Here is a 25,574-nt window from a genome sequence, read left to right on the forward strand (position 1 = left end):
TCGACCGTCGGCGCCGCTGCTGTCCAACATGAGTGCGATTTCGGCGCTTGAGGCCAGTTGGAGGGGGTGGGGCGCTGTTTTTGCACTGACGTTGGTCCGTGGCGCCGGCGAGGGAGCCGGAGATGCGCCGACAGTCGGCCTTCGCCGTGCCGCTATCCGCGTGGCTCTGCTGTTGGTCCTGCTCGACCGTCGGCGCCGCCGCTGTCCAACATGAGTGCGATTTCGGCGTTTGAGGCCAGTTGGAGGGGGTGGGGCGCTGTTTTTGCACTGACGTTGGTCAGCGGAGGCGACGCTGCGCGGGGTAGCTGCTGCGCGTGGCGGCGGGATGCGCGGCTCGCGAGGGCGCATCCGCTTCGCCTACGATCGGGCGCATGTCTGCCGATGTCGCCGGAGCGCCAAACACCCTTCACGCACTCGAATCTCTGCACCGTGAGCTGCCGGGACGGGTGGTGACGGACCCGGCGGCGCTCGAGCCGCTGCGCGTCGATCGTTCCGGTGTGGTCGCCGCTGGCGTGCCGGTGGCGCTGGTCGAGGCGGAGTCCGTCGCGGATGTACAGGCCGTGTGCCGCATCGCGAGCGAGTTCGGGGTGCCGATCGTCACGCGCGGGGCCGGAACCGGCCTCGCTGGCGGGGGCGCGGGCGGCGCTGGCGAGATCGTGCTGTCGACGCTGCGCATGAACCGGGTCCTGGAGATCTCGGCGGCGAACCAGCTGGCCGTCGTGCAGCCGGGCATCCTCAACGGCGCTCTCAACGAGGTGCTCGAGGGGCACGGCTTCTGGTGGGCGCCGGACCCGGCGTCGAAGCACATCTCGTCGGTCGGCGGCAACATCGCGACGAACGCTGGCGGGCTGCTGTGCGCGAAGTACGGGGTGACTCGCGAGGCGGTACTCGGTCTCAAGGTCGTGCTCATCGACGGCTCGGTCATCGACGTCGGCCACCGCACGGTCAAGGGGGTCACGGGCCTCGACCTGTGCGCGCTCATGGTCGGTTCGGAGGGCACGCTCGGCGTGATCGTCGAGTGCACGCTCAAGCTGCGTCCGCTGGTCGATGGGGTCGTCCCGACGATCGGCGCGTACTTCCCCGACGTGGGGAGCGCGGCCCGCGCCTCCGCGGCGGTCACCGCGTCTGGTATCCAGCCGGCCATCATGGAGCTCATGGACGGGGGCGTGCTTCGCGCTGTCTCGGCGTACACGGGTGTCGACCTCGCGTCTCACGGCGACTCGTACCTGCTCATCCAGACGGATGGGGCGAACGCGGTGGCGGAGGCGGAGGGCATCGTCGAGGTGCTGCGCGCCAACGGCGGAGCGGCGGAGATGACGACGGACCCGCAGTCGGCGCTCACGCTCGTGGATGTGCGGCGGCAGGCGTACGCCGCGAAGGAGGCGCTCGGGCAGGTGCTCGTGGAGGACGTCTCCGTGCCGAGAGACCGGCTGCCAGACATGTTCGCGAAGATCGACGAGGTCGCCGCCCGCACCGGGACGACGATCGTCACGGTCGCGCATGCGGGCGACGGGAACCTGCATCCGACGTTCATCTACGACCGGGCGGAGCCTGTCGTCCCGCAGGCGGTGTGGGATGCGGCCGACGAGCTGTTCACCTACGCCATCTCGATCGGCGGAACCCTCACGGGCGAGCACGGGGTCGGTGTGCTCAAGCGGCAGTGGCTCGGTGCGGAGCTCGGCGAGCGTCAGTATGAGCTGCAGCGCGGCATCAAGGGCCTCTTCGACCCGAAGGGGCTCCTGAACCCGGGCAAGGTCTTCGCCGAGTAGCCGGGCAGCGCGCCGTCCGGCCGCGCACGTCTGCGGCTCCGCAGCCCACACGGTCAGGTTTCGAGATGAGTTCCACGCTTCGGGATGGGATGCAAGCCATCTGCAGGCGTGGAACCCACCCTGAAACGGCGCGTCGGACGGGAGGATGCGTGCGGCAGGCGGACGCCACCCGTCCGCGCCCGGCCCGCCTTGCCCTGGCCAACATCCGTGATGATTGGCCGCTTCGCCGGCTCGGGAGGCGAGCTCGGACGAAACGATCACGCAAGTCGGACGCGCGCCGCCCCAGGAAACTGCTCGATTGACGGGAAATTCTGCGGGACCCCGGGCGTGCCGTCCAGGCGAGCCCTCCGCGAAACAAGCGCGTCACATTGCGTCCACTAGTCTCGGGGCATGGGTGACCTCTTCGACGGCTACAGCCAGGCTCTGACCAGGCAATCCCAAGCGGCGCTGTCGCCGCCATTCGACGAGATGTTCATGGGGGAGGCGCCAGAGGGCGAGCTCGATCCGCGGCGCACATACCGAGATCTCTACGACGTCCTCTCGGGGATGACGCAGGAGCAGATCCGGCACCGCTCCGACTCGCTCGCCGATTCGTACCTCGCCCAGGGCGTCACGTTCGACTTCGCCGGCGAGGAGCGCCCGTTCCCGCTCGACGTGGTCCCGCGCGTCATCGAGCGCGCCGAGTGGCAGAAGACGGAAGCCGGCATCAAGCAGCGCGTCCGTGCCCTCGAGGCGTTCCTCGACGACGTGTACGGCGACCAGCGGGCCATCGCGGACGGCGTCATCCCCGCGAGCCTCATCGCCTCCTCGGTGCACTACCACCGGGTCGCGAAGGGCATCCGCACGGCCAACGGCGTGCGCATCCACGTGTCGGGCATCGACCTGATCCGCGACGAGCACGGCGAGATGCGCGTGCTCGAAGACAACGTGCGCGTCCCGTCCGGCGTCTCCTACGTCATCTCGAACCGCCGTGCCATGGCGCAGACGCTCCCTGAGCTGTTCTCGCGCATGCGCGTCCGCCCAGTCGGCGACTACCCGAACCGCCTCCTCGGGGCGCTTCGGGCCTCCGCCCCAGACGGCATCGAGGACCCGACGGTCGTCGTCCTCACCCCCGGCGTCTACAACTCCGCGTACTTCGAGCACACGCTGCTCGCGCGCCTCATGGGCGTCGAGCTCGTCGAGGGCCGCGACCTGTTCTGCTCGGGCGGTCGGGTGTGGATGCGCACCACGGCCGGCCCGCAGCGCGTCGACGTCATCTATCGCCGCGTCGACGACGACTACCTCGACCCGCTGCAGTTCCGCCGCGACTCGATGCTCGGCTCGCCCGGCCTCATGATGGCGGCGCGCCTCGGCAACGTCACGATCGCGAACGCGGTCGGCAACGGCGTCGCGGACGACAAGCTCGTGTACACGTACATGCCCGACCTCATCCGCTACTACCTGTCGGAGGAGGCGATCCTGCCGAACGTCGACACGTGGCGCCTCGAGGAGCCGGACGCGCTCGAGGAGGTGCTCGACCGCCTCGACGAACTCGTCGTGAAGCCGGTCGACGGCTCGGGCGGCAAGGGCCTCATGATCGGGCCGAGCGCCTCGAAGACGGAGCTCGACGAGATGCGGGTGCGGCTGCTCGCCGACCCGCGCGGCTGGATCGCGCAGCCCGTCGTGCAGCTCTCGACCATCCCGACGCTCGTCGACGACGGGATGCGGCCGCGCCACGCGGACCTGCGCCCGTTCGCCATCAACGACGGCCACGACGTGTGGGTGCTGCCGGGTGGCCTCACTCGCGTCGCCCTCCCGGAGGGACAGCTGGTCGTGAACTCCAGCCAGGGCGGCGGGTCGAAGGACACGTGGGTGGTCGGCGCCGAGCGGAGCTTCTCCAAGCCGCAGCCGCACGGCGTCGAGGAGCTCCTCGACGACCAGGCCGACGTGTCGGAGACGCCGCACCCCGTGACGGGCGTGCTGCGCGTCATCCCGCACCGCCAGGACCACATGCCGCAGGACGCCCCGAAGCGCGGCGACCAGCAGCAGGTGCAGCAGCAGACGCAGGGCCGTCAGCCGCAAGCCCAGTCGCACTCGCATTCACAGTCAGAGCAGGTGCAGCAACAGCAGCAGGCGCGCGCTGAAGCGTCGCCGGCAGCCGCATCCGCCGGCAAGAACCCGAAGGGAACGGACGCATGCTGAGCCGTATCGCCGAGTCGCTCTTCTGGATCGGCCGCTATGTGGAGCGTGCCGACGGCACCGCCCGCATCCTGGACGTGCACCTGCAGCTGCTCCTCGAAGACCCGTGGGTCGATGAGGCGACGGCCTGCCGCTCGCTCCTCAGCGTCATGGGGGCGGCGGATGTGCACCCCGACACGGAGCTCACCCGCTCGGACGTCCTGAACCTCCTCGCGGTCGACCGCTCGCAGCCCGCATCCATCGCCTACTCGGTGAACGCGGCCCGCGAGAACGCTCGCCGTGCTCGCGAGATCGTGTCGACGGAGCTGTGGGAGTGCCTCAACGCCACCTACTCGCGCATGCCGTTCAGCGTGCGGCAGGAGAAGGTGCACGACCTGTTCGCGTGGGTTCGCGAGCGTTCGGCGCTCGCGGTCGGTGTCGTGAACTCGGCGGCGAGCCGTGACGACGCATACCAGTTCATGATGCTGGGGCGTTCCCTGGAGCGTGCCGACATGACGGCGCGGCTGCTTGCGACGCGTTCGCTCACCGAGGCCTCCGGGGCGTCGTGGACGACGATCCTGCGCTCGTGCGGTGCGTACGAGTCGTACCTGCGCACGTACCACGGCATGCCGTCGGCGGCCAACGCCGCGGAGTTCCTGCTGCTCGACCGCCTGTTCCCGCGGTCGATCCAGTACTCGGTGTCGACGGCCCTCTCGAGCCTCTACGACATCCAGCCGCGCCACGAGCGCGGTGGCCGCGTCGGCGTCACCGACCAGGCCCAGCGGCTCCTCGGGCAGATCTCCTCTGACCTCGAGTACCGCCCCATCCACGACACGCTGGCCGACCTGCCCCGCTACATGGATGGTGTGCAGGACGCGGTCTCCCGGGCTTCCGAGGCGATCCGTCAGCGCTACTTCCCGTCGATCACGGCACCGAGCTGGGTGGGAGACAACTCATGAGCCGCATCCGCATCCGCCACTCCACCGGTTTCCGGTACGAGGGCGACGTCACGACCTCGTACAACGAGGCCCGCATGCTGCCGATGGCCAACAACGGCCAGTTCGTGCTGTTCGGGCACCTCGACGTCACGCCGCATTCGTCGACGCACAACTACTCCGACTACTGGGGCACGAAGGTGACGGCGTTCGAGGTGCTCAACCCGCACTCGGAGCTGTCGCTGACCGCGTCGAGCCTCGTCGAGGTGCGCCAGCGGCCCGAGGCGGGTCAGCTGTCGCTCAGCTGGGATGAGCTCGCCCGCGAGCGGCTGCGCAGCGTCGAGCTCGTGGAGCAGACCGCGCAGACGCGCCTCACGATGCCGCCCGACGACGTGAAGGCGCTCGCCGCTGAGGTGAAGGGTGCCAACGCCGGACCCGCGTCCACCGCGATGGAGATCCTCCACCTCGTGTACGAGGCTGTCGCCTACGAGGGCGGCGTGACGGGTGTCCGCACGACGGCGGCCGAGGCGTGGGAGCACAAGCGCGGCGTCTGCCAGGACATCTCGCACATCGCACTCGGTGCGCTCCGTGCGGCGGGAATCCCGGCCATCTATGTCTCCGGCTACCTGCACCCGCGGCCGAACGCCGAGATCGGCGAGACGGTCAGCGGCGAGTCCCACGCGTGGATCGAGTACTGGGACGGCGAGTGGCGCGGCTGGGACCCCACCAACGACATCCCGATCGGCGAGCGCCACGTGCTCGTGGGCCGTGGCCGCGACTACAACGACGTGCCTCCGCTGCGCGGCGTGTACGCGGGCCCGTTCTCCTCGCAGCTGTTCGTGAAGGTCGACATCACTCGAGAGGCGTAGCAATGACGGGGTCGGGCACGGGTTCGCAGGGCGGTTCCGCCGGCGGGTCGCACGGCGGCTCGCAGGGGCGGGCGGATGCGCGCGGCCCAGCCTCCCCGAAGCCCGACCCGTCCGGCGCGCCGGCCTCGTTCGTCGTGCCGGTCGGTCATGGCATCGACGTGCACGTCTACGAGTGGGCCTGCGAGTCGCCGCGAGGCGTCATCCACCTGTCGCACGGCTCGGGCGAGCACGCGATGCGCTACGACGCGTACGCGCGCGATCTGGTCGCGGCCGGCTACGCGGTCGTCGCGCACGATCACCTCGGCCACGGGCAGACGGGCCTCGGCGCGCACGGGCTGTCGGTGCTTCCCACGACCGAGAATCGGGCCGCGCTCGAGGCGCTCGAGGACATCTCTGCGTGGGTGCGGGACCGGTACCCGAAGCTGCCGCTCATCCTGCAGGGGCATTCGTGGGGTTCGCTGCTCGCGCAGCAGCTGCTCGCCCACGACTCGGCGTTCTTCTCCGCGTGCATCCTGACCGGGACGACGCTCGCGGTGCCGGGCTTCATCAACGCCGGGAATCTGAACAAGCGCTTCGAGCCGGACGAGACCGGCCTGCTCTGGTTGAGCCGCAACCCGGATGCTCGCCGCGCGTTCGCGTACGACGAGCTGTGCTTCGACATCGCGAAGATGCCCGTGTGGTCGGCGCGGGGTGCGCTGCAGCTGGCGCACATCCCGCCTCGGGCCGCCTCCGGCAAGCTCGACGACGTGCCGGTGCTGATCATGGCCGGGTCGGAGGATTCGATCGGATACGGCGAGCGGGGGCCACGCGCGCTCGCGCGGCTGTACCGGAAGCGGTCGAAGCTGAGCGATGTGACGCTGAGGATCTACCCGGAGGCGCGCCACGAGCTCCTCAACGAGCTGAACCGCGACGACGTCATCGCCGACATCCTCGCGTGGCTCGACACCCGCATCCCGCTCCCCGCCTGACCCCGAGCGGCCTGCCGGCGCGCCGGCGCATCCGCCCGCCCGCCTGCGTGCCGACCTGCCCGCGCACCGGCACCTCCGCCTGCCCGCCTGCTCGCGCGCGCTTGCTCGCGCGCGCCTGCGCATCCGCCCGCCCGCCCCACCGCCAAATGGGGCGTTTTCGCCCCGTCTTCCGGGCCGCGGAGGGGCTAAACCGACCCATTTGGTGGTGGTGCGGAGATGGCGCGATGGCGGTGGCGGGAGGAGGCATGCGGCGGCCGGGTGTGCGCGGATGGGGCGTTTTCGCCCCGTTTTCGGGGCTTCGATGGGGTGAGACTGACCTATTCGGTGTGGCGGAGGCGGGAGGGGGCAGGCGGTGGTTGGTGTGTGCGCGGATGGGGCGTTATCGCCCCGTTTTCAGGGCTGCGAAGGGGTTAAACCGACCTATTCGGTGTGGCGGAGGCGGGAGATGGCGGAGGAGGTGGCGGAGGCGAGGGCGGAGGCGGGAGGAGGCAGGCGGCGGCCGGGTGTGCGCGGATGGGGCGTTTTCGCCCCGTTTTCGGGGCTGCGATGGGGTGAAACCGACCTACTCGGCGGTGGCGACGACGGTGGCGGAGGCGGGCGGAGGGCAGGTGCGAGCGGAGCGCCGTAGAGTGCTCTCATGCACGGTGAGTACAAGGTTCCTGGCGGGAAGCTCGTCACAGTCGACCTCGAGGTGGAGGGCGGTCGCATCGTCGATCCGCACCTCGCCGGCGATTTCTTCCTCGAGCCCGATGAGGCGCTCGACGACATCAACAGCGCACTGCGGGGGCTCGCCGCCGATTCGTCGGCGGAGGACATCTCGGCGGCGGTTCGGGACGGCCTGCGGGAGGACGCGACACTGCTCGGCGTCACGCCGGAGGCGGTCGGCGTGGTCGTGCGTCGTGCCGTCCTCGGCGCCAGGGACTGGCGCGCGTACGACTGGCAGATCCTGCATCCGGGCCCCCTGTCGCCCCGCGAGCACGTCGCGCTCGACCAGGTGCTGACGGAGGAGGTCGGCGCCGGTCGTCGGCCGGCGACGCTGCGGCTGTGGGAGTGGGATGAGACGGCGGTCGTGCTCGGCTCGTTCCAGTCGGTGAAGAACGAGGTCGACCAGAAGAACCTCGACAAGTACGGGGTGCAGCTGGTGCGGCGCATCACGGGCGGCGGGGCCATGTTCATGGAGGCCGGTTCGGTGGTGACGTACTCGCTGTACGTGCCGAGCGATCTGGTGCATGGCATGTCGTTCGCGGAGTCGTACGCGTTCCTTGACTCGTGGGTGCTGGATGCGCTGCACGGCCTGGGCATCAACGCGAGGTACGAGCCGCTCAACGACATCGCGAGCCCGTCGGGGAAGATCGGCGGGGCGGCGCAGAAGCGGCTCGGCTCAGGTGCGGTGCTGCACCACGCGACGCTCAGCTACGACATCGACGGCGACCGCATGACGGAGGTGCTGCGCATCGGTCGGGAGAAGCTGAGCGACAAGGGCACGCAGTCCGCGAACAAGCGGGTGAGCCCGCTCCGCTCGCAGACGGGACTCGAGCGTTCGGCGATCATCGACCATTTCAAGCAGACGTTCGTGGAGCATTACGGCGGCACGCCGGGTGAGCTCACCGAGGACGAGCTGGCGCGTGCGCGCGAGCTGGCGCAGTCGAAGTTCGCTTCGCGGGAGTGGACGCACCGGGTTCCGTAGCCTGCGGGCGCGTGCCTCGTCAGAGGAGGGTGAGGCGCCAGCGGGCGTGACGTTCCTCGCCGGCTGGGCGCGCGAGGCATGTCGCGAGCACACCGGCCGGTCCGGCCCGGAGGAGCACCTCCGCGTGGTCCCCGTCTCTGGGCTCGACCAGCACGTCGCCGGCGGGGGTCGGGAACCGGAACGCCCGCGTCCAGGTGCGCCATGGCGCTCCCGCGATGCTCAGGCGCTTCGCGTCCGGCCCGTCGCCGAGGTCGATGTGCTGGGCGGTCGCCGGCACGAAGACGAAGACTGCGAGCTCGTCGGTGCCGGATGCTCCTGTCGAATCGCTCAGGGAGATGTCGATCGCTGAGAAGTCGGCGTTCGGCTGAACGCCCCAGCGTCGTTCGCCTGCGCTGGCGCCGTCGAGGGTGAAGCTGGCGTCGTGCGGCGCCCACTCGACGCCGTGGTCTGGCGTCGTCCGGTCGCGGAGGCTCGCGACCCAGGCTGCTGCTGGCAGGCGGTAGAGGGGCCCGATGGAGCGACTGCGTGGCTGGGAGGATTCCAGCACGTGGATGCCGCGGTGCCGCCAGGCGTGGAGGCCCGTCGCGGCTGACACGTCGAGGCCGCTCGCGGGAGTGAGGACGCCGGCCTCGTGTGCGGCTCGCGTCCATAGCCGCCGAGGCCGAGGCAGAGACAGAGGCGTCGGCGTCGGCGTCGGCGTCTGCGCCGCCACGGGCATCCGCGTCTGCTGCCCGTCGCGGAACTCGATGCGGTAGGCGATGGTGCCGCTACCGCTGATTCGAGCCAGGTGCGGTCCTTCGACTCGCCAGGCGCCCGAGGTGAGCCCGGTCACGTCGATGCCGATTCCGCTGTGCTTGTCGTGCCAGCTCGCCCGCATGCCGAGCGCTTCGTACGTGTGGGCAGCGCCGACGGCGGGTTCGAAGTCGGTGGCCTCGGGAGGCCAGATCCCGCGCACGACGTGGGCCGAGCGCTCGTCGCGTCCGCGCGCAGCGATGGTCAGCTCGGCGTCGCGGAACCCGCTCCAGGGGGAGGCGGTGAGGAGGTGGCCGCAGCTCTGCGTGACGGTGAGCTCGATGCTCCCGCGCCGGAAGCTGACGACGCGGGTGAGGTGCTCCGAGGTGGTGGTCCACGTGCCGCCGTGCTGGCTGACGCTCACCCGCGTGGCCGCGGGCCGCCGCACGCCTGCCGGGGTGTCGCCGCAGACGGGGAACGCATCGACGAGCAGCGGGCCGAGCCGGTCCCTGTGTCGAACGGTCAGGGCGCCCGTCTCGACGTCCAGCTCGGCGCTGAACCCGCCGAGCTCGTGGCGCAGCGGCGGATGCGCGGCTCGGGAGGGAGGGGCGAGTTCCGCATCCGGAATCTCGGCTGGGTCGCCGTCGACGCTCCCGGAGACGAGTTCGCCCGTCTGGCCGTCCACGACCGCCTCGATCCGGCTCGTGCCGATGCGCAGTCTGTAGTCGATGACGGTCCGCCCGGCTCGGTCGATGCGGACACCGCCGGTGAGCGACTCCGCCCGAGCCTCCCGCAGCGATCGTGTCTCGGAGCCCGGCGCGCTCGGGCCCACGAGGCCGGCCTCTCCGGGGACCAGGGCCGACGAGATCCCCGGGAGGTGGTTCACGAGTTCCAGGTAGCCGTCTTCGTCCGGCCTCGGGGAGGAGACGTTGCGGAAGCCGACGCGCACGTAGAGCGGGAACGCTCGCTGGTTGGCGGGGTCGACCTCGAGCCGCAGTGTGCGCAGGCCGAGCGAGGGGAAGCGGCGGAAGGACTCGGTGAACAGCTCGCCGACGAGGAAGCCGCCTCGCAGGGTGCGCTCGACGACGAACATGACGGCGAAGAGGTGGCCTTCTGGCGCCACCCGGCGTCCGGACATGCGCGCGTAGCCGAGGGTGCCGACGATCGTGTCTCGGCTCTCCGCGACGAGGAGGAGGCGCACCCCGGTCTCCTGGATGCTCGCGAGCAGGGATGCGCCGTCCAGCGGCAATCCCGTCACGACGGGCCCGCTCCCGTGGTCGTTGATGAAGCGGGCGACCCGCTCCGCGTCCGTCGCGGCGTCGAAGGGTCTGATCCTGGTGGTCATCGGATCTTCGCGGAGAGGCGCCACACGCCGAGGCCCAGGAAGAGCGCGAAGACGGCGGCGAGGGCGAGGCTCGCGATGCTCGCGGTCAGCTCGAGCGTGCCGACGCTCGCGGTCATCCCGTAGAAGTCCCGGAGCCCGTCGAGCGCGGCTTGGTCGCCGCCGGCCAGGGCGCTGGCTGCCTGCTCGGTGTACGGACGCCGGATGAGCATGGCGGCCTGGGCGAACGGCAGCGTGTTGATCATCGTGACGACTCCGGCCGGGAGCGTGCCGGCTGGCACGTACGCGCCGGAGAAGAACCCGATGAGCGACCCGATGACGGTGGACACCGCGGTGAAGGCGCCGGCCGTCTTCAGGAAGGTGACGATGAAGGCGCCGAGACCTGAGAAGGTCGCGCTCGAGAGGAGGACGAAGGCGAAGGTCGTCCCGAGGTTGCCCGGTGTCAGGGGCGGGTGCCCCTGCGTGAGCAGGTAGAGCTGGCCGATCACGATGATGACCGTGGTCATGATCACGGAGATGATGAATCCTGCGATGAGGTAGCCCAGCACCACCTGGGAGCGTCGGAGGGGCGACACCATGAAGTCCCGGAAGCGACCGGTGACGTTGTCGTCGACGAAGACGCCGAGTCCGGCGATGGCGGTCGTGAGGGTGGTGATCATCGTGATGCCCGCGAAGACCCACGAGTCGACGAACCAGCGCACGTCGGCGTCGGCGGCCTGCGGGAACGTGGTGCGGAGGATGTCGACCTGCAGTCCGCCGAGGAAGAGCGCGTAGAGCGCGATCAGGATGATCGCGGACAGCAGCGAGAAGAAGACGCCGATCCGGTCTCGGAAGAACAGACGGAGGTTGCGTCCCGTGAGGAGCCAGATGCTGCTCATGCGGCGACCCCCTTGAGGAGGGCGAGGAAGACGTCGTCCATGGTGCCGTGTCGGAACTCGAAGTCTCGGACTCGGAGGCGACGCAGGAGGTCGAGCGCCTCCGTCGATGACGAGACGGTGACCCGGAGGTCGTCGCCCTCTCGGCGCACGTCGATGCCGGAGGCCGCGCAGAGGCGGAGGGCTTCCGCGGGGTCGTCGAGGCGGAGCGTCAGCACGCTCGAGCTGAACTGGGCGCGAAGCTGAGCCGGTGTGCCTGCGGCGACGATCCGCCCCTTGTCGATGACGCACACCTCGTCGGCGTTCTCCGTCTCCTCCATGTAGTGGGTGGTGAGGAAGATGGTGGTGCCCTGGTCTCGGCGGATGTCGTGGATCGTCGACCAGATGAGCTCTCGCGACTGCGGGTCGAGTCCGGCGGTGGGTTCGTCGAGGAACAGCACGGTCGGTCGGTGCATGAGTGCCCGCGCGATGTCCGCCCGGCGCCGCTGCCCGCCGGAGAGGGGGCCGTACCGTCGGTCCAGGATGGGCTCGATGCCGACGAGGCCTGCGAGCTCGGCCGTGCGGGTTCTGGTCTCCTTTTTGCTGAGACCGTAGAAGCCCGCCCGGATCTCGAGGTTCTCCCGCACGGTCAGGAGGGGGTCGAGCAGGGACGACTGGAAGACGGCTCCGATGGTGCGCTTCACCTGCTGCGCTTCCGTCTGCACGTCGAAGCCGTTGACGGTGATCGTGCCCGAGGTGGGCGTGAGCGTCGTCGTGATGCACCCGATGGTCGTGGACTTGCCTGCGCCGTTCTCCCCGAGGAAGGCGAAGACCGAGCCTCCGGGGACGGAGAGCGACAGCTCGTCCACTGCGACGAGCTCGCCGTACGTCTTGCTGAGTCTCTCGACCTCTACCGACACCAGTTCTCCTTCGTGCTTCGCGCCATGGCCGTGTGATGCTCGCGGCGGTCCGGCCCCGCCTGCGGGCCGTCGTCGTGGGCGGCGATCCAGCTGCCGTGCAGCCCCAGCGGGATCCGCGCGGGGAGGTGGATGCGCGCGAGCTCGTCGCCGCCGAAGTCCTGAGCGCTCAGGATCAGGAGGTCGCTGGCGTTCCGCTGCGGGTTGTGGACGTAGCAGAGCAGGTAGCCGTCGTCCTCCTCGGTACTCCCGGCTCGCGCGACGAAGATCGCCTCGCCGGCTGCCGCATCCGTGCCGAGCCGCCGCGCCTGCGCGGAGCCGCGGTCCAGGTCGTGCTTGAACAGCACGTTGTCGAACTGCGAGTCTGGGACGTCGTCGAGCTCTCTCGGCCCGGTCCGCCAGGTCGCGACGAGCTCGCCGGCGCTTGACGTGTAGGCGAAGCGGTTCCGGCGGCCGGAGCGGCGGTCGTCGATGCGCGGGAACTCCTGCGGGGTGTCGTCGAGTCGACGCCGAACCACGGTTCCGCGGGTGAGGTCGAGCGTGAATCGCTCCAGCGACGGGGTGCCGTGGCCTTCGATGGAACCGCGACGCGTGGCGAACATGGAGGGGTGCGTGATGGCGTCGAGGGTGATGACGTTGTCCGCCTCGAAGGCGTTGACCGTGTGGTAGATCCAGACGGGGTCGATGTCGAACCACGTCACGTCTGCGCGCTCGTCGCCTCGGGACAGGACGCCGAGGCGCGCCTTCGCCGCCGAGCTCCATCTGAACGGGAAGGGGTCTCCGGCGGCGGCGGCCAGCGCGCTGAACTTGGCGGGCAGGTCGAAGAGGATCACGTGCTCGCTCGTGAGCGCGAAGTCGTGCATCATCGTGGCCGTGGGCAGCTCGATCGACTGCGAGCGGACCAGCTGACCGCGCGCGGACACGACGCAGTACTCGACGGAGGGCGACCCGGAGAAGTAGCCGACCGTATGGAGGTCACCGGTTTCCGGGTCCGTCTTGGGATGCGCGGACAGGCCGGCCCGCAGCGTGCCGTCGAAGTCGTACGGGCCCACCGTCTCGAGGCTCGCGTCGAGCTCGAACGGGAGCGTCCCGCCTTCGCCGAGGGACAGGACCCTGCCAGCGTGCCCGACGACGTTGATGTTCGAGGCAGTGTCGACGCCGCCGAGCACCGCGTACGCGCGTCGGGGTTCGCCGAGCGTTCGCGTGACGGGGCTCTGCCGGACCCAGCGGTTGCGGTACCACTCGGCGCGGCCGTCCCTGAGGCGCACGCCGTGGATCATGCCGGCGCCGAGGAAGTAGTGGAACCTCGCGTGCTCGACGCCGATCGGATTGGGCCCGTTGCGGAGGTACCGGCCGTCGAGGTCGGTGGGGATGGATCCGGTCACCGCCAGATCGAAGGCGGTCACCTCCTCGGCGACCGGGGCGAACGCGCCCTTCCGGAACGGGGAGCGAGCACCCGTGTTCCTCATGCGGCTTCCGCCATCTGCACCGGTGAGCGGGAGAGCAGCTTCCGGGCGGCGAGCGCGTTCGCCGCCTGCTGCGCGGCGATCATGAGTGCTCCGGTGAGCAGGACGTCCGAGGCCTTCAGTGAGGGTCGGAGCGTGTCGCCCCCGAACAGCTGCTGCCCCTCCCCGATCGGGATGCCGACGGCGCCTGCGATCGCGACGGCGACGATGGCCGCGACAGTGCCGATGATCACCATCCCGAGCCCGATGAGCAGGACCTGCATGGCGTACACCGTCTCGAGGTCCCTCGCGCTGAAGCCCATCGTCCGCATCGTCGCGAGTTCGCGTCGGTCGCGACGCAGGGAGAACCCGACGACGTTGCCGATGAGGACCGCGCAGATGAGCGCCGCGACGGTCACGAGCGCCCACATGATCGCCTGCTGCGCGGCGAGGACCGTGAAGATCAGCCCGGCCGTCTCCTTCGACGTGAGGAACTGCAGCCCAGGAGCGTCAGCGCCGAGGGAGGCCGCCGCTGTCGCGGGGTCCACACCAGGGTCGAGGGTGATGAGCATCTGCGTGATGGCGTCTGGCCGGTCCAGGATCTCCTGTATGCCGGCGATGTCCATGACCACGGAGCTGGAGCGGAAGAGCCCGAATCGGCTGTTGTCGTACACGCAGACGACGTCGGCGGTGACGGGACCGGCATCGACGGGCGCGCCGGCGACCGCGAGGAGCACGCTCGTGCCGATGTCGATGCCGAGCTCGTCCCGCTGCGCGATGTTGATGCAGACCTGCGCGGCGCCCGCGGGCGCCTGCCCTGCGACGATCTCGTAGCCCTCCGCGGCGACGTCCGAGCCCACGAGGACGACCCCGGCATCCTGCGCCTCGGCCGTCATGCTCGCGCCGGCCGTCAGGCGCGGCCGCACCTGCTCGACGCCCTCGGCTCCCGCGACGCGTTGCACCGCGGACTCGGCGTCCGGGATGTAGGTGACGACGTCGGACTCGGGGTTGAGCATCGAGTACTCGTACCCGTCTGCGAATGCGGAGACGTCGCCGCTGATGATGTCGCTGGCTGACTGCGTCATCATGGTGCCCATCGCGGTGATCGCCGCGAACGAGAGCAGCAGTCCGAAGGTCGCGACGGAGACGCTCGTGAACGTCCGGGCGTTGCGGGGGTTCGCGCGGATCATGGACACCGCCATGTGGAGTTTGTAGCGCAGGTCGAGGCTCGCGCCCTGCCCTCGCGTCTCGCGCCTCGCCGGCGATCCGGGGCGCTCGGCAGGCTCTGGGTCAGTGGCTCGCGTCATCTGTCGGCCTCTCCTTCATCGTTCGGTCCTGCTCCGCGAAGTACCGCTCGTCGCTGCGGAAGAGCCGCTTCGCGACCTCCGGGTGCTCGCGAAGCGATCTCCGGATGTCGACGCCGAAGGTCTCTTCTGGCACGTGCTCGCTCGGCGATTCGACGGCCGAGATGAAGGCGTCGAGGGATGTCCGCATGGCCTTGCCGGCCGCGGTGTCGCCGTAGTCGAACACGATCATGGGGCTGCCGATGTTGCAGACGTCGACGACGCTGGCACCGTAGCTCCCGAGTACTCGCCTGAGGTACTCGGCCGCGTACGGGGCATCGAACGGACTCGCGGACGTCGACATCGCGAGCGCCCCCTTGCCCGCCAGGAGCTGCCGGTGGCTTAGGCGCGTCGTCCGCTCGATGAAGCGCATCATCGTCGAGTTGACGTTCGCGCAGTAGTTCGGGCTCGCGAGGATGACGCCGTCCGCGGCGAGCATCGCGTCGATCAGGCTCTCCGCGTCGTCGACGAACGTGCAGCCATCTCGACGGAAGCAGCGGCCGTTGCCGTCGCAAGTCGTGATGTCCAGGTTCCACAGCGCGGTCTCCTCGTACCGCCAGGCAGGGCGCCGCTCGGCGAGGTAGGCGCGGGAGGCTCCGAGCATCACCGCCGTGTGGCTGAGGTTCCTCGGCCGCGGGCTGGAGTGGATGGCGAGGATCTTCACGCCGCGAGCCGCCCATCGACGAGGTGCACGATGCGTCTCCCCGCTGCCAGGACTCGGTCGTCATGGGATGAGACGACGATCGTCGTGCCGTCCCGTTCGTTGAGCAGGCGCAGGAGGTCGAGGACCCCGTCAGCGTTGCGCCCGTCGAGGCTCGCCGTCGGCTCGTCCGCGACGACCACCGCGGTTCCGCTCGTGACGGCGCGGATGATCGCCGCGCGCTGCTGCTGGCCTCCCGACAGCTGCCGTGGAAGCGCCGTGAGCTTGTCGCCGAGGCCGACTGCGGCGAGCAGCTCGCGGGTCCTGGCCGCCGCTCCTCGCGTGAGCCGGCCCTGGACCCGGAGCTGCAGGACGGCGTTCTCGTAGACGGAGAGGGAGCCGACGAGGTTCGACTTCTGGAACACGTAGCCGATCTGATCGCGGCGGAAGTCGGAGAGCTCGCGAGGCGAGAGGCGGGTCAGCTCAGCGCCGTTGACCGTGACCGAGCCCGAGGTCGCCGTGTCGAGTCCCCCGATGAGGTTGAGCAGGGTGGTCTTGCCCGATCCGGAGGGGCCCGCGAGCACGACGAACTCGCCGGCCGCGATCTCGAGGGAGATGCCGCGGTTCGCGCGCACCTCGCTCGTGCCCTCGCCGTAGGTCTTGGTCAGGTCATGCGTCGTGATCATGCGGTACGTCCTTCGAGGAAGCTGTAGGTGATGTCGGCGCTCGCGACGATGCGGTCGTCGACGGTCGCGGTCGCCTCGACCTTCCCCATGGAGGCGAGCGTCGCGATCGCCCGTGCGTCGAGAATGAGTCGGTCGCCGGGGACCACGGCGTTCCGGAAGCGGACGGTGTCGATCCGGGCGAGGACGCAGAGTCGATCCCCGATGTCGAACAGCTGGCCTCCTGCCTGGGCCATCGCCTCGAGGATCAGGACTCCGGGCATGATCGGGTTCCCTGGGAAGTGGCCCGCGAAGTGCGGCTCGTTGACCGTGACGTTCTTGATCGCGCGAACCGAGGTTCCGGGATCGAGCTCCTCGATCCTGTCGAGCAGGAGGAACGGGTACCGGTGGGGGAGCCGCGCCATGAGGTCGCGCGTGGTCGCGGCGCCACTCATGCCGTGAGCCCGCCATCGGCGACCAGGCAGTGCCCGTTGATGTAGGAGGCACTCGGCCCCGCGAGGAACTGGACGACGTCCGCGATCTCCTCCGCCCGCCCGAAGCGGGCCTGGGGGATGAGCTTCAGGTAGTCGTCGCGCGTCGGCTGCGGCAGCGAGTCGAGCATGTCGGTGTCGATGAAGCCGGGGGCGACTGCGTTCACCCGGATGCCGAACGTCGCGAGTTCCTTCGCGAGGGTCTTGGTGAGGGCGATGACGCCGGCTTTCGCGGCCGCGTAGTTGGCCTGCCCGATGGGGCTCGTGAGGGCGCTCACGGAGGCGATGTTCACGATGGTCCCGCGCTTGGCGGCGGCCATCAGCCAGGCTGCCTGCCTCGAGCAGGAGAAGGTCCCGGACAGGTCGGTGTCGACCACCGATCGCCAGGACTCCTCGCTCATCATGAGCGCGTACCCGTCCTTCGCGTGGCCAGCGTTGTTGACCTGCACGTCGAGCCCACCCCACGCGGTCTTGATCTCGGCGAACATGGCCTTCACCTCGGCGAAGGAGGAGACATCCGCCTTGACCGGCAGCACCTGGCCGGGGTAGCGGTGCTCGAGGCGCTCGAGCACCGACATGGTCTCGTTCCGAGCGCTGCGGTAGTTCACGGCGACGCGAGCCCCGCTGTGCAGGAAGCGCTCCGCGATGGCGAGGCCGATTCCGCGGGTCGCGCCGGTGACGCAGACGCGGGTCGTGCCTTCGGGGTGACGATGGGCGTTCATGCTGCCGCCTTCCGGGTGATCGTCGAGGTCACGCCGCCGTTGACGGTTGCCACGGTCGTGAGGATGCTCGAGCCAGGCGCGGATGCCTGCAAGCCGATGACGTGGGCGAGGGCCTCGTTGCCGCCGAAGCACTCGCCGGTCGCGAGTCGCGGCAGCAGCACGCTGCCGCGGTGGCCGATGGCGCGGATGGCCGAGAGCTCGCTCCGCGTGAGGCCCTCGAGGCCGTTCGCGGTGCCGACGACCGTGTCGACCTCGTCGATGGTGAGGTTCGCGCGTTCGAGCGCCTGCCGCATCGAATGCTCGATGGTCGTGTCGTCTGGCTGCCAGTCCAGGTAGCTGACGCCTGCGCCTGCCGCCGAAGCCGAGGCTGTGCTCAGGAGCGTCGCGAGCGGCGTCGCACCGCGTGCCTCGGCCGACCGGGCCGACTCCAGGACGACGACGGCTGCCGCTTCCCCCGTGGCGAAGGTGAAGGCGACCCCTCTGGGGTACTCGAAGACGCGGTCGAAGTACTCGGTCATGATCTGGTTGGTCTCGTCGAGGGAGATGGCGAGCAGCGCATCCGCCTTGCCGGAGGCGAGCAGCAGCTCGGCGTAGGCAAGCGCTGACCCGCCGACGAGGGTCGAGTTGGCCCCCTTGAGGCCGAGGGCGAGGCTCGCCTGGCCGTTGGCCACGTTGTAGACGGTCTGCGTGAAGAGCCCGGGACTCGCCTGCTGGAGCCCGCCGCCGAGGAGACCGTTGAGGTACTCGCTGACGACTCGCTGCGGCCCGTACTCGGTGCCGGTGACCACGCCGACTCGCTCGAGGTCGGCTGGCCGTTCGCCGAGGCGGGCCGAGGTGAAGGCGTCGGTGGCGGCCGCCATGGCGATCTGGCTGAAGCGCTTCTTGCGGCGGAGCCCAACGGGCTTCACGTAGTCCGTGACGCTGAAGCCCTCCGGAATCGGCCGGGTCTCGTGTCCGTGCTGCGTCGTCGAGCGGGACGCGAGGCGCTCGGCTTCGTCGATGTCGGCGAAGGCCCAGCCGAATCGGTCGAGCGCGCCGGCGGACGCCGCGTGGTCCTCGAGGCGCAGGCCGAGCGGCGAGATCGCCCCGAAGCCGGTGATGAGCGTGGGTGCTGTCATTGCTGTGCTCGCTTTCTCAGCCAGTTCTCTGCGAGGGAGATGGATCTCGCTGCGGATGCGATCAGCTGCGGGAGGCCCGATCCGTACTCGCCCCACTGGCCGGTGATGAAGGTGTTCTGCAGGCCGGTGCGCTGGCTGATCCGGCGCACCAGGTAGTTGTCGACGTCGTGAGCCCAGCCCGTCGCCGATCCGCCTCGGTGCCCGAACCAGCGCAGGTAGTCGAGCGGGGTCGCGACCCTGCGGTAGACGCAGTGCTCGCGCAGCTCTGGCACCAGGCGCCTCGCGACGAGAGCTTCGATAACCCGCGCGTACTCGGCGTAGAAGGCCTCGTCGTGGGCGTCGTCGTCGTGGTACATGTCGACCTCCACGCGCAGGAGGTCTCGGCCCGGTGCCGCCAGGGAGGGGTCGATCCGGCTCGGGAAGTGCAGCTTGATCACCGGGTGGTGCGGCAGCCTGCCGGTCTCGAGCACCCGATAGGTCTCGAACACGTCGTCGGTGTCCGTGAGGTAGTGGCGGGCGGCGCCGGCGAACCGTGAGAGGTCGGCGCCCTCGAGCGTGAGGAACAGGCTCAGCGAGGAGTGCCCACGTCGTCGCCCCTCGACGGCGATGCCCGTGCCTCCGTGTTCGGCCAGCATCGTCTCGAGCGCGAAGACGTCGCCGTTGTAGAGGACGACGTCCCCTGCTCTCGTCGAGCCGTCCGCGAGCCGCACGCCATGCGCGATGCCGTCGGCGGCAAGGATGGCGGTGACCTCCGCGCCGAGCAGCACCTCGCCGCCCGACTCGGTGATGTACCCGACCAGGGCGTCGACGAGCGTGCGCATGCCTCCTCGGAGGGAGACCATCCCCTTCGCGTAGCACTCGGTGAAGAACCCGGCCATGATCATGAGCGACGACTCGTCGCACTGGATGCGCATGGCAAGCGCTGTGCGCAGCAGCGGGTCGGCGATGGTGGCCGTGCAGAACTCCTCGAAGCCCCGCCGGTAGTTCCGCATCATGAACCGGCCTTTGTCCTCGGAGCCGCCGTCGTCGCCGAGGAACTGGCGCATGAAGCCGAAGAACGCCGCCAGGTCGTCCGTGGACTCCGGGAACTGGACTCCGAGGCTCGTCTGGAGCCGGTCGAGGCCGGTCGGCAGGGTGACGCGTCGATCGCCGATGACCATGACGTCGGCGATGTCGACGGGTTCGAGGTGCACGGCGTGCTCGAGGTCGAGCTCGTGGAGCAGGGTGTGGAGTGCCCCTCCGGGGTGGCCGCCGAGCAGGTGCGAGACGGCGAGGTCGAAATGGTCGCCGGCGTCGTTCCGGAACCCCCCGAAGTAGCCGCCGGCCTGTTCGCGCTGCTCGAGGACGGTGACGTGGTGACCGTGCGCCGTGAGGCGGGCCGCCGCGACGAGGCCGGCCATGCCGCTGCCGACGACGATGCATTCAGAGCCTGGCATCGAATTCCTTTCCGTCGGTGACCGCGTGCGGGTGCTCCGCGAAGAAGCTGTCCATGCGGTGCCTCGTCGACTCCGGCCACCTGAAGAGGAACCGGTTGTTGCCGCGGAGCACGACGTGCTCGGTCAGGCCGATCGCCACGGGGCTGCCGTCGCGCACCTGAGTGAGGCGGTAGTAGAAGACGAGCTTCGTGGTCGCCTGCGGCTTCAGGAAGGTCTCGAGGCGGAGCTCGTCGCCGAAGCGTCCGAGGCCGAGGAACGAGACTCGCGTCTTGGTGACGGGGACGAAGAGCGTGTCCCCCTCGAGTTCGAGCAGGCTCCCGCCGCGGGTGAGCTCGTCGATGAGCGCGAAGCGTCCGACCTCGAACCAGGTGAACAGGTTGCTGTGGTGGAAGACGCCGGCCATGTCGGTCTCGCTGAAGCGCACGGAGAACCGGGTCTCGTTCACGCTGCGGCCGCTCATCGGAGCTCCAGCAAGGTGAGCGCGGGCTGCTTCGACACCCCATGGACCGGGAACCAGAGCACTGCCACGGTCAACGTGAGGCCGATGGCGAAGGGGGCGGCGAATGCCCACCAGCTCGGGTCGAGGTGGAGCTTCGTCGAGCCGACGGCGAATGCGAAGGCCGAGTCGGTGGAGGAGACCTCCAGGAGGTTCACGACGGCGACCGTGGCGGTGGCGATGAGGGCGCCGATGGCGTATCCGACGATGAACTGGGCGACCACCTCCGCGAGGTACATCCGCCGCAGCGTCCCGCCGCGCGCTCCGACGGCTTTCAGCACGGCGAGATCGCCGACGCGGGAGAGCATGGCCGAGTAGATGAGCGAGGTGAGGCCGATGCAGATGACGACGTAGGTGAACGTGAAGACGGACACCAGGAGGATGCCCCAGATCTTCGGGCCGAGCATGAGAGCCGACCAGCTCGTCTCCGACCAGGAGGACACCGTGGTCGGGGTGCCCAGCGCGGCGGCGGCGGTTGTGATCCCGACTCGCGCCGACTCGTCGTCAGCGGCGTCGACGAGGATCGCGTTGACGCTGTCCGGGTCGCCGTGCACACGCTCGGCGAGGCTGTCTCGGTCGACGATCGCCCAGCTCTCCATGACGAAGCTCGGGGTGTCTGGGGTGACGACGTCGTCGACGGTGTAGGTGATCTCGGTGCCGGCAACGGAGATGCTGACCTCGTCTCCCGCCATGACCCCGAGGCGGCTCGCGGTCTTCTCATGGAGTTCGATGTGCTGCGTGCCGATGCGCTCCGGTGGGAGTCCGAGGTTCTCGGCGAGCTGCGGTTCCGTGGAGAGATCGGCGCCGATGAGGCTCACCGATGCGCTCTCGGGGCGTGCGCTCGAGCCGTTCGGGTTCGAGACGTTCGCGGTGAGCTGCAGCCGGGGCCGCACGGATTTCGCGTCGCTCGCGGACGAGAAGCGCTCCGCGGTCGCTGCGTCGAAGCTGAGGGCGCCGCCGCTGTCGGCGCTCGGCTCGACGAGCCACGTCGCCCCGACGCTCCCGAAGACGAGCCGGTCGGCGTTCTGACCGATGGAGCCGACGAAGGACAGCGCGATGACGAAGAGCGCGATGCCGATGGCCACCTGGCTCACCACGCCCGCTGCTTCGCGCCGGTAGTGGACGACGTCGTGCAGCGCCAGTCTGATCATGCGGCTCGTTCCTTTCGATCGGTGGCTGCCGCGGCGGCGAGCTGGATAGCGGTCGGGGTGCGCCGGAGGACCGTGATCTCGCTGCCCACGGGGTGGGCCAGGATGCAGACGGCACCAGGGACGGTGAGGCGCGTGAACTCGACATCCGGGTGAGACGCGCGCAGTGCGGCTTCGTCGAAAGCGCCGAACCCGATGCCGAGCCCGCGCCCTGCGCGCTTGCCCCAGGACTCCTTGAGGACGAAGATCTCGAGCAGCCGAGCCGGTGACGTCGCGAGCTCTCGGCGTTCTGCGGGGGTGAAGAACCCCGACCGCAGCGACGGCAGCTCACAGGTCAGCCGGTGCTCTCTGGGTGAGCCGACGGCTTCGAGGTCGATGCCGATGGGCTCGCGGGCGACCGCGCAGACGGACAGCTCGCCCGAATGCGACGTCGAGAAGTGGAGCCCGCTCGTCTCGAGCCGGGGCTTCTCGGGAGACCGCCTGGTCACCCGCGCATCGTGCACGCCGAACTCCGCGAGGGTCTCGGTCAGGAGTGCACGGCCCGCGGCTCGGCGCAGCTGCCAGCCACCGGTCGGCGCCGCTGCGCGTCGCATCTCCGCCCGGTCCAGCCAGCTGACCGCGATCACGAGGTGCCTCGGAGGAGGCAGTCGGCGAGCGATGAGAGCCGGGAGACGGCCTCGAGTTCCGCGCGGCGCAGTTCGCGCATCCGAGAGACGAGGTCACCCCAGCCGTCTCTCGGGTCTTCGGCCCCGGCATGTGCGCGGAGTGCCCTCGCGAACGCACGCCACCCTCGTCCGAGGCTCGCGTACTTGTCGGCGATCGGGTCGAGGTCGCCGTGTCCGAGGTGCCGCGCGCTTGCGCGCAGCCCACGTGAGAAGAGGTGCCGACCGGCGCCGCCGCCGGTCCCGATCTTCTCGAGCATGGTCGAGATCGACAGCAGCTCTCCCCGCATCTGCTGGGTCGTGAGCACGTCGGGCATGGAGGACAGCTCGCGTTCGAGTGCCTTCAGCGCCCGTTCTCCCTGCGTGTTGTTGGCGGGGTTGAGGAACAGCTCGGCGCTCTCCGCGAGGGAGACGATCAGCACCTCGTCGAGGTCGGGGACGAGCCTCGGCGGAACGATTCGCCCGACGGCGAACTTCCGCGCCGGCGCCGCCATGAGCAGGGACCCATCGCTCGGCATCGAGGCCGCGGTCGCCGCGCTCGCGGCGGACACCTCGACCGGTGTCGACCACAGGTAGTCGTTGCAGATCAGGTCGCCGTTCGGCAGGACGGCCCTGACGGGAAGCGCGTGCTCGCCGAACGCATGCACCTCGTCCCAGGGGAGGACGCCCGCGAAGCTCGGGAGCTCGCGCGCCTCGCAGTACAGGTAGGGCAGGAGTCCCTGCTCCGACCATTCCCGTGCGCGCTCGGTCATCGTGTGCGCGTCCGGATGCGAGAGGAATTCGATGCGCGAGCCCGTGCGCCGCGCGAAGAAGTGCTCGAGGTCGTGCATGCGCGCGTTGACGTAGACGGTGCTCTCCTCACGGTGGAAGAGGAACCCGAAACCGCCGCCGATGACGAAGCAGAGCCCCTCGTCGAGGTCGAACCCGGTGCCCTGGAAGACGTTCGAGAGCATGGTGGAGAAGCAGTGCGACCCGCGGCGGTAGGTCTCGGGCCACGTCGTGCGCGCGGTGAGGTTCACGACTCGGGCTCCGCTGCTCGCCAGACGCGGACCGTCTCGAGGGCGGCTCGTTCGACCGCGACGATCGCGGTGAGCGCGGTGTCGTCGCCGTCGAGGAATGCCCGGTGCAGTCCAGCGGACCGAAGGAAACCCAGCCTCGTGGCGTCGTGCGCGTTGGCACCGCCGTAGGCGACGAGGGCGTCGACAAGGCGTGCGCGCCCGTAGGTGCTGTCTCCGCAGGAGACCGCGCGGAGTCGGTGGCGGTAGGCGGCGACGTCGCCCCGGCTGGGGCGCGTGGCCAGCCAGTCCGACAGCATGGACAGCCCGTCCTCCGCGACCCGCATGCGCTGGAGTGCGAGGCCGAGGGAACGCGCGGCCCGCCGTGCGAACGAGAATCGGCTCGGCGCGATGATCGCCCTGAGGGAGGGGACCGGCGCGGCGTACCCCCAGGACGTCAGGGACGCGCTGCTCAGCTCGCGGTAGCTGAGCGAGCGGTCGGCGTAGATCGACGTGACGCGGACCGACGCGGCGTCGAACTCGCTGAGTGCGACGGGGAGGAGGACCCTCGAACCCGTCGCGGGATCCGTCTCCGGGTGGATGGCGTACATGGGCGCCGCTCGCCAGCGTCGCTCCGTCAGCGCATGCTCGCGCCGTGCGGCTTCGAGGAACTGCGCGCTGTCTGCGGTGCGGAACTGCTCGCAGTTGAACCCCGCGGCTTCGAACAGGTCGAAGGCGGCCTCCAGCCCACCGAACTCGTCTCGACCGTCGGCGATGGGCCGGACGTAGCGGAACGTGGAGGCCATGGCGCAGACCGCCACTGGCTCGATCTCGATGCCGAGGTGGCCGAAGACGAGCTGTGCTGGTGCGATGACGGGGTGCGCGACCTCTGCGATCTCGGAGGCCCTGATCTCGGAGGCGCTGATCTCGGAGGCCGCGACGGCGGAGCCCACCGGCTGAACGTGGACCATCATGCCGGCGGCCGGAAGCTGCGCACGGCGATGCAGGTGTTGTTGCCGCCGAAGCCGAACGAGGTGGAGATGGCCACGTCCACGCGGTGATCCTCGAGGGTGTGCGTCGGCAGCTCGAGGTCTTCGAAGCCGCTCATGGCCTCTCGGAGGCCGAAGTTCCCCGGTACGAAGTCGCCTTTCATCGCGGCGAGGCAGGCGAGCAGCTCGATGCTGCCCGCGCAGCTGAGCGTGTGGCCGTGCAGCGGCTTCGTCGAGCTCACGGGGATGGCGCGGAGCCCGTCGCCGAAGACGCTCCGCAGCGCGGTCAGCTCCATGACGTCGTTGTACCGCGTGCCTGTGCCGTGCGCGTTGACGTAGTCGACGTCGGCGGGCAGCACGCCCGCCTGCTCGAGGCACTGTCGGATCGCGAGCTCCGCCCCTCGTCCGCTCGGGTCGGGAGCCGTCGCGTGGTGCGCGTCGTCGGAGAGCCCGTACCCTGCGACCTCGCCGTAGACGCTCGCGCCTCGTGCGAGGGCCGACGCCTCGGACTCGAGCACGAACATGCAGGCGGCCTCGCCGAGCCCGGTGCCGTCCCGGAGCTCATCGAACGGCCGGAGCGCGTCGTGCGTCAACGACTTGAGCAGCGTGAAACCGGAGTAGGAGAGCATCGAGAACGGCTCGGCACCGCCGGCGAGAGCCAGTTCGGCGTGGCCAGATGCGATGAGGTCGCAGGCGAGTCCGACGGAGTTGCTTCCTGCGGCACAGGCTGTCGACACGGATGCCTGGGGGCCGCGGAGCCCGAACTCGGATCGTATCGACGCCGCGACGGTCCCCGGCGTCCGCACGATGGTCGCCCCCGTCTCGAGAGTTCCCGCCAGCGACTGCTCCGCGTATGCCTGGTTGGTCTCGACGCCGGCGTTCGACGATGCGACGACCACCGCAGTGCGGAACGGGTCGAGATCTTCAGAGGACAGGCCGGCGTCTGCGAGGGCGCGGCTCGCGCAGAATGCTCCGTAGTGCTGGGCCGTCTCCCATCCTGGTCGGTCCGCGACGAATGCCGCGAACGCGTCGGGCAGCTCTCTGATGGTCGCGCCTCGGTCGTAGGGGAACTCGGTGGTGTCGAAGGCCGCGATCGGCGCGAAACCTGAGTCGCCGGTCCGAAGCGAGTCGCTGAATTCCGTGAAGCTGTTGCCGATCGGGCTGAGCAGCCCGACGCCGGTGATGAGGATGCGCACT

The 25,574-nt window shown here is 69.8% G+C and carries 23 protein-coding genes; 6 read left to right on the forward strand and 17 right to left on the reverse strand.

What is annotated here, in order from left to right; genetic code table 11:
• Positions 1–371: 371 nt before the first annotated feature.
• From C5E06_RS17090 to C5E06_RS17115, 6 genes are all read left to right on the forward strand, one after another.
• Positions 372–1,769: an FAD-binding oxidoreductase gene (locus tag C5E06_RS17090; RefSeq protein WP_104307661.1), complete on the forward strand. Its 1,398-nt coding sequence runs from the start codon at positions 372–374 to the stop codon at positions 1,767–1,769.
• A gap of 390 nt (positions 1,770–2,159) precedes the next feature.
• Positions 2,160–3,950 carry a circularly permuted type 2 ATP-grasp protein gene (locus tag C5E06_RS17095; protein WP_104244233.1) on the forward strand — a complete coding sequence of 597 codons (1,791 nt, stop codon included), beginning with the start codon at positions 2,160–2,162 and terminating at the stop codon, positions 3,948–3,950.
• A complete protein-coding gene (locus tag C5E06_RS17100) occupies positions 3,944–4,885 on the forward strand; it encodes an alpha-E domain-containing protein (protein WP_104244235.1) in 942 nt (313 codons plus the stop codon). Before C5E06_RS17095 ends, C5E06_RS17100 begins: the two co-directional genes overlap by 7 nt.
• Positions 4,882–5,730, forward strand: a complete 849-nt coding sequence (locus C5E06_RS17105) for a transglutaminase family protein (protein ID WP_104244237.1) — start codon at positions 4,882–4,884, stop codon at positions 5,728–5,730. Before C5E06_RS17100 ends, C5E06_RS17105 begins: the two co-directional genes overlap by 4 nt.
• Positions 5,731–5,732: 2 nt before the next feature.
• On the forward strand, positions 5,733–6,698 hold the full coding sequence (locus C5E06_RS17110) for an alpha/beta fold hydrolase (RefSeq protein WP_104307662.1): 966 nt from the start codon (positions 5,733–5,735) through the stop codon (positions 6,696–6,698).
• Between the two features lie 637 nt (positions 6,699–7,335).
• The gene (locus tag C5E06_RS17115) at positions 7,336–8,385 is read left to right on the forward strand and encodes a lipoate--protein ligase family protein (protein WP_104244241.1); all 1,050 of its coding nucleotides are present in this window, start codon (positions 7,336–7,338) and stop codon (positions 8,383–8,385) included.
• Positions 8,386–8,404: 19 nt separating this feature from the next.
• Here C5E06_RS17115 and C5E06_RS17120 read toward each other — a convergent pair whose 3' ends face one another.
• The 17 genes from C5E06_RS17120 to C5E06_RS17200 are packed head-to-tail and all read right to left on the reverse strand — an operon-like array spanning position 8,405 to position 25,573.
• Positions 8,405–10,462, reverse strand: a complete 2,058-nt coding sequence (locus tag C5E06_RS17120) for a GNAT family N-acetyltransferase (RefSeq protein WP_104307663.1) — start codon at positions 10,460–10,462, stop codon at positions 8,405–8,407.
• A complete protein-coding gene (locus tag C5E06_RS17125) occupies positions 10,459–11,337 on the reverse strand; it encodes an ABC transporter permease (RefSeq protein WP_104300530.1) in 879 nt (292 codons plus the stop codon). Before C5E06_RS17125 ends, C5E06_RS17120 begins: the two co-directional genes overlap by 4 nt.
• Positions 11,334–12,233 carry an ABC transporter ATP-binding protein gene (locus C5E06_RS17130; RefSeq protein WP_104307664.1) on the reverse strand — a complete coding sequence of 300 codons (900 nt, stop codon included), beginning with the start codon at positions 12,231–12,233 and terminating at the stop codon, positions 11,334–11,336. Before C5E06_RS17130 ends, C5E06_RS17125 begins: the two co-directional genes overlap by 4 nt.
• The gene (locus C5E06_RS17135; RefSeq protein ID WP_104307665.1) at positions 12,224–13,699 is read right to left on the reverse strand and encodes a carotenoid oxygenase family protein; all 1,476 of its coding nucleotides are present in this window, start codon (positions 13,697–13,699) and stop codon (positions 12,224–12,226) included. Before C5E06_RS17135 ends, C5E06_RS17130 begins: the two co-directional genes overlap by 10 nt.
• A complete protein-coding gene (locus C5E06_RS17140; protein WP_104307666.1) occupies positions 13,696–14,982 on the reverse strand; it encodes an ABC transporter permease in 1,287 nt (428 codons plus the stop codon). The genes C5E06_RS17135 and C5E06_RS17140 overlap by 4 nt, the downstream gene beginning before the upstream one ends.
• Complete coding sequence (locus C5E06_RS17145) at positions 14,966–15,682, reverse strand: flavodoxin family protein (RefSeq protein ID WP_104307667.1); 717 nt, start codon at positions 15,680–15,682, stop codon at positions 14,966–14,968. Before C5E06_RS17145 ends, C5E06_RS17140 begins: the two co-directional genes overlap by 17 nt.
• The gene (locus C5E06_RS17150) at positions 15,679–16,344 is read right to left on the reverse strand and encodes an ABC transporter ATP-binding protein (RefSeq protein ID WP_104244255.1); all 666 of its coding nucleotides are present in this window, start codon (positions 16,342–16,344) and stop codon (positions 15,679–15,681) included. Before C5E06_RS17150 ends, C5E06_RS17145 begins: the two co-directional genes overlap by 4 nt.
• A complete protein-coding gene (gene fabZ, locus C5E06_RS17155; protein WP_374953246.1) occupies positions 16,341–16,745 on the reverse strand; it encodes a 3-hydroxyacyl-ACP dehydratase FabZ in 405 nt (134 codons plus the stop codon). The genes C5E06_RS17150 and fabZ overlap by 4 nt, the downstream gene beginning before the upstream one ends.
• Before the next feature lie 26 nt (positions 16,746–16,771).
• Positions 16,772–17,533 (reverse strand): 3-oxoacyl-ACP reductase FabG, encoded by a 762-nt coding sequence (gene fabG, locus C5E06_RS17160; protein WP_104307669.1) that lies wholly within the window; start codon positions 17,531–17,533, stop codon positions 16,772–16,774.
• Positions 17,530–18,651: a beta-ketoacyl synthase N-terminal-like domain-containing protein gene (locus C5E06_RS17165; RefSeq protein ID WP_104307670.1), complete on the reverse strand. Its 1,122-nt coding sequence runs from the start codon at positions 18,649–18,651 to the stop codon at positions 17,530–17,532. The genes fabG and C5E06_RS17165 overlap by 4 nt, the downstream gene beginning before the upstream one ends.
• On the reverse strand, positions 18,648–20,087 hold the full coding sequence (locus C5E06_RS17170; protein ID WP_104307671.1) for an NAD(P)/FAD-dependent oxidoreductase: 1,440 nt from the start codon (positions 20,085–20,087) through the stop codon (positions 18,648–18,650). The genes C5E06_RS17165 and C5E06_RS17170 overlap by 4 nt, the downstream gene beginning before the upstream one ends.
• Complete coding sequence (locus C5E06_RS17175; RefSeq protein WP_104307672.1) at positions 20,074–20,547, reverse strand: thioesterase family protein; 474 nt, start codon at positions 20,545–20,547, stop codon at positions 20,074–20,076. Before C5E06_RS17175 ends, C5E06_RS17170 begins: the two co-directional genes overlap by 14 nt.
• Positions 20,544–21,734, reverse strand: a complete 1,191-nt coding sequence (locus C5E06_RS17180; protein WP_104307673.1) for an ABC transporter permease — start codon at positions 21,732–21,734, stop codon at positions 20,544–20,546. The genes C5E06_RS17175 and C5E06_RS17180 overlap by 4 nt, the downstream gene beginning before the upstream one ends.
• A complete protein-coding gene (locus C5E06_RS17185; protein WP_104307674.1) occupies positions 21,731–22,357 on the reverse strand; it encodes a 4'-phosphopantetheinyl transferase superfamily protein in 627 nt (208 codons plus the stop codon). The genes C5E06_RS17180 and C5E06_RS17185 overlap by 4 nt, the downstream gene beginning before the upstream one ends.
• On the reverse strand, positions 22,354–23,412 hold the full coding sequence (locus tag C5E06_RS17190) for a DUF4872 domain-containing protein (RefSeq protein WP_104307675.1): 1,059 nt from the start codon (positions 23,410–23,412) through the stop codon (positions 22,354–22,356). Before C5E06_RS17190 ends, C5E06_RS17185 begins: the two co-directional genes overlap by 4 nt.
• Positions 23,409–24,362 (reverse strand): hypothetical protein, encoded by a 954-nt coding sequence (locus C5E06_RS19420; RefSeq protein WP_181063018.1) that lies wholly within the window; start codon positions 24,360–24,362, stop codon positions 23,409–23,411. The genes C5E06_RS17190 and C5E06_RS19420 overlap by 4 nt, the downstream gene beginning before the upstream one ends.
• Positions 24,359–25,573, reverse strand: coding sequence for a beta-ketoacyl-[acyl-carrier-protein] synthase family protein (locus tag C5E06_RS17200; protein WP_181063020.1), 1,215 nt, complete (start codon positions 25,571–25,573; stop codon positions 24,359–24,361). Before C5E06_RS17200 ends, C5E06_RS19420 begins: the two co-directional genes overlap by 4 nt.
• Between the last annotated feature and the right edge of the window lies 1 nt (position 25,574).

This window comes from Pseudoclavibacter sp. RFBI5 (assembly GCF_002931395.1).
Classification (GTDB): Bacteria; Actinomycetota; Actinomycetes; order Actinomycetales; family Microbacteriaceae; genus Pseudoclavibacter.

Excerpts from the sequence above, each read along its gene's own strand:
- C5E06_RS17090 (WP_104307661.1), top strand. The coding sequence starts at position 372 with ATGTCTGCCGATGTCGCCGGAGCGCCAAACACCCTTCACGCACTCGAA.
- C5E06_RS17095 (WP_104244233.1), top strand. The coding sequence starts at position 2,160 with ATGGGTGACCTCTTCGACGGCTACAGCCAGGCTCTGACCAGGCAATCC.
- C5E06_RS17100 (WP_104244235.1), top strand. The coding sequence starts at position 3,944 with ATGCTGAGCCGTATCGCCGAGTCGCTCTTCTGGATCGGCCGCTATGTG.
- C5E06_RS17105 (WP_104244237.1), top strand. The coding sequence starts at position 4,882 with ATGAGCCGCATCCGCATCCGCCACTCCACCGGTTTCCGGTACGAGGGC.
- C5E06_RS17110 (WP_104307662.1), top strand. The coding sequence starts at position 5,733 with ATGACGGGGTCGGGCACGGGTTCGCAGGGCGGTTCCGCCGGCGGGTCG.
- C5E06_RS17115 (WP_104244241.1), top strand. The coding sequence starts at position 7,336 with ATGCACGGTGAGTACAAGGTTCCTGGCGGGAAGCTCGTCACAGTCGAC.
- C5E06_RS17120 (WP_104307663.1), bottom strand. The coding sequence starts at position 10,462 with ATGACCACCAGGATCAGACCCTTCGACGCCGCGACGGACGCGGAGCGG.
- C5E06_RS17125 (WP_104300530.1), bottom strand. The coding sequence starts at position 11,337 with ATGAGCAGCATCTGGCTCCTCACGGGACGCAACCTCCGTCTGTTCTTC.
- C5E06_RS17135 (WP_104307665.1), bottom strand. The coding sequence starts at position 13,699 with ATGAGGAACACGGGTGCTCGCTCCCCGTTCCGGAAGGGCGCGTTCGCC.
- C5E06_RS17140 (WP_104307666.1), bottom strand. The coding sequence starts at position 14,982 with ATGACGCGAGCCACTGACCCAGAGCCTGCCGAGCGCCCCGGATCGCCG.
- C5E06_RS17150 (WP_104244255.1), bottom strand. The coding sequence starts at position 16,344 with ATGATCACGACGCATGACCTGACCAAGACCTACGGCGAGGGCACGAGC.
- fabZ (WP_374953246.1), bottom strand. The coding sequence starts at position 16,745 with ATGGCGCGGCTCCCCCACCGGTACCCGTTCCTCCTGCTCGACAGGATC.
- fabG (WP_104307669.1), bottom strand. The coding sequence starts at position 17,533 with ATGAACGCCCATCGTCACCCCGAAGGCACGACCCGCGTCTGCGTCACC.
- C5E06_RS17165 (WP_104307670.1), bottom strand. The coding sequence starts at position 18,651 with ATGACAGCACCCACGCTCATCACCGGCTTCGGGGCGATCTCGCCGCTC.
- C5E06_RS17170 (WP_104307671.1), bottom strand. The coding sequence starts at position 20,087 with ATGCCAGGCTCTGAATGCATCGTCGTCGGCAGCGGCATGGCCGGCCTC.
- C5E06_RS17175 (WP_104307672.1), bottom strand. The coding sequence starts at position 20,547 with ATGAGCGGCCGCAGCGTGAACGAGACCCGGTTCTCCGTGCGCTTCAGC.
- C5E06_RS17180 (WP_104307673.1), bottom strand. The coding sequence starts at position 21,734 with ATGATCAGACTGGCGCTGCACGACGTCGTCCACTACCGGCGCGAAGCA.
- C5E06_RS19420 (WP_181063018.1), bottom strand. The coding sequence starts at position 24,362 with ATGATGGTCCACGTTCAGCCGGTGGGCTCCGCCGTCGCGGCCTCCGAG.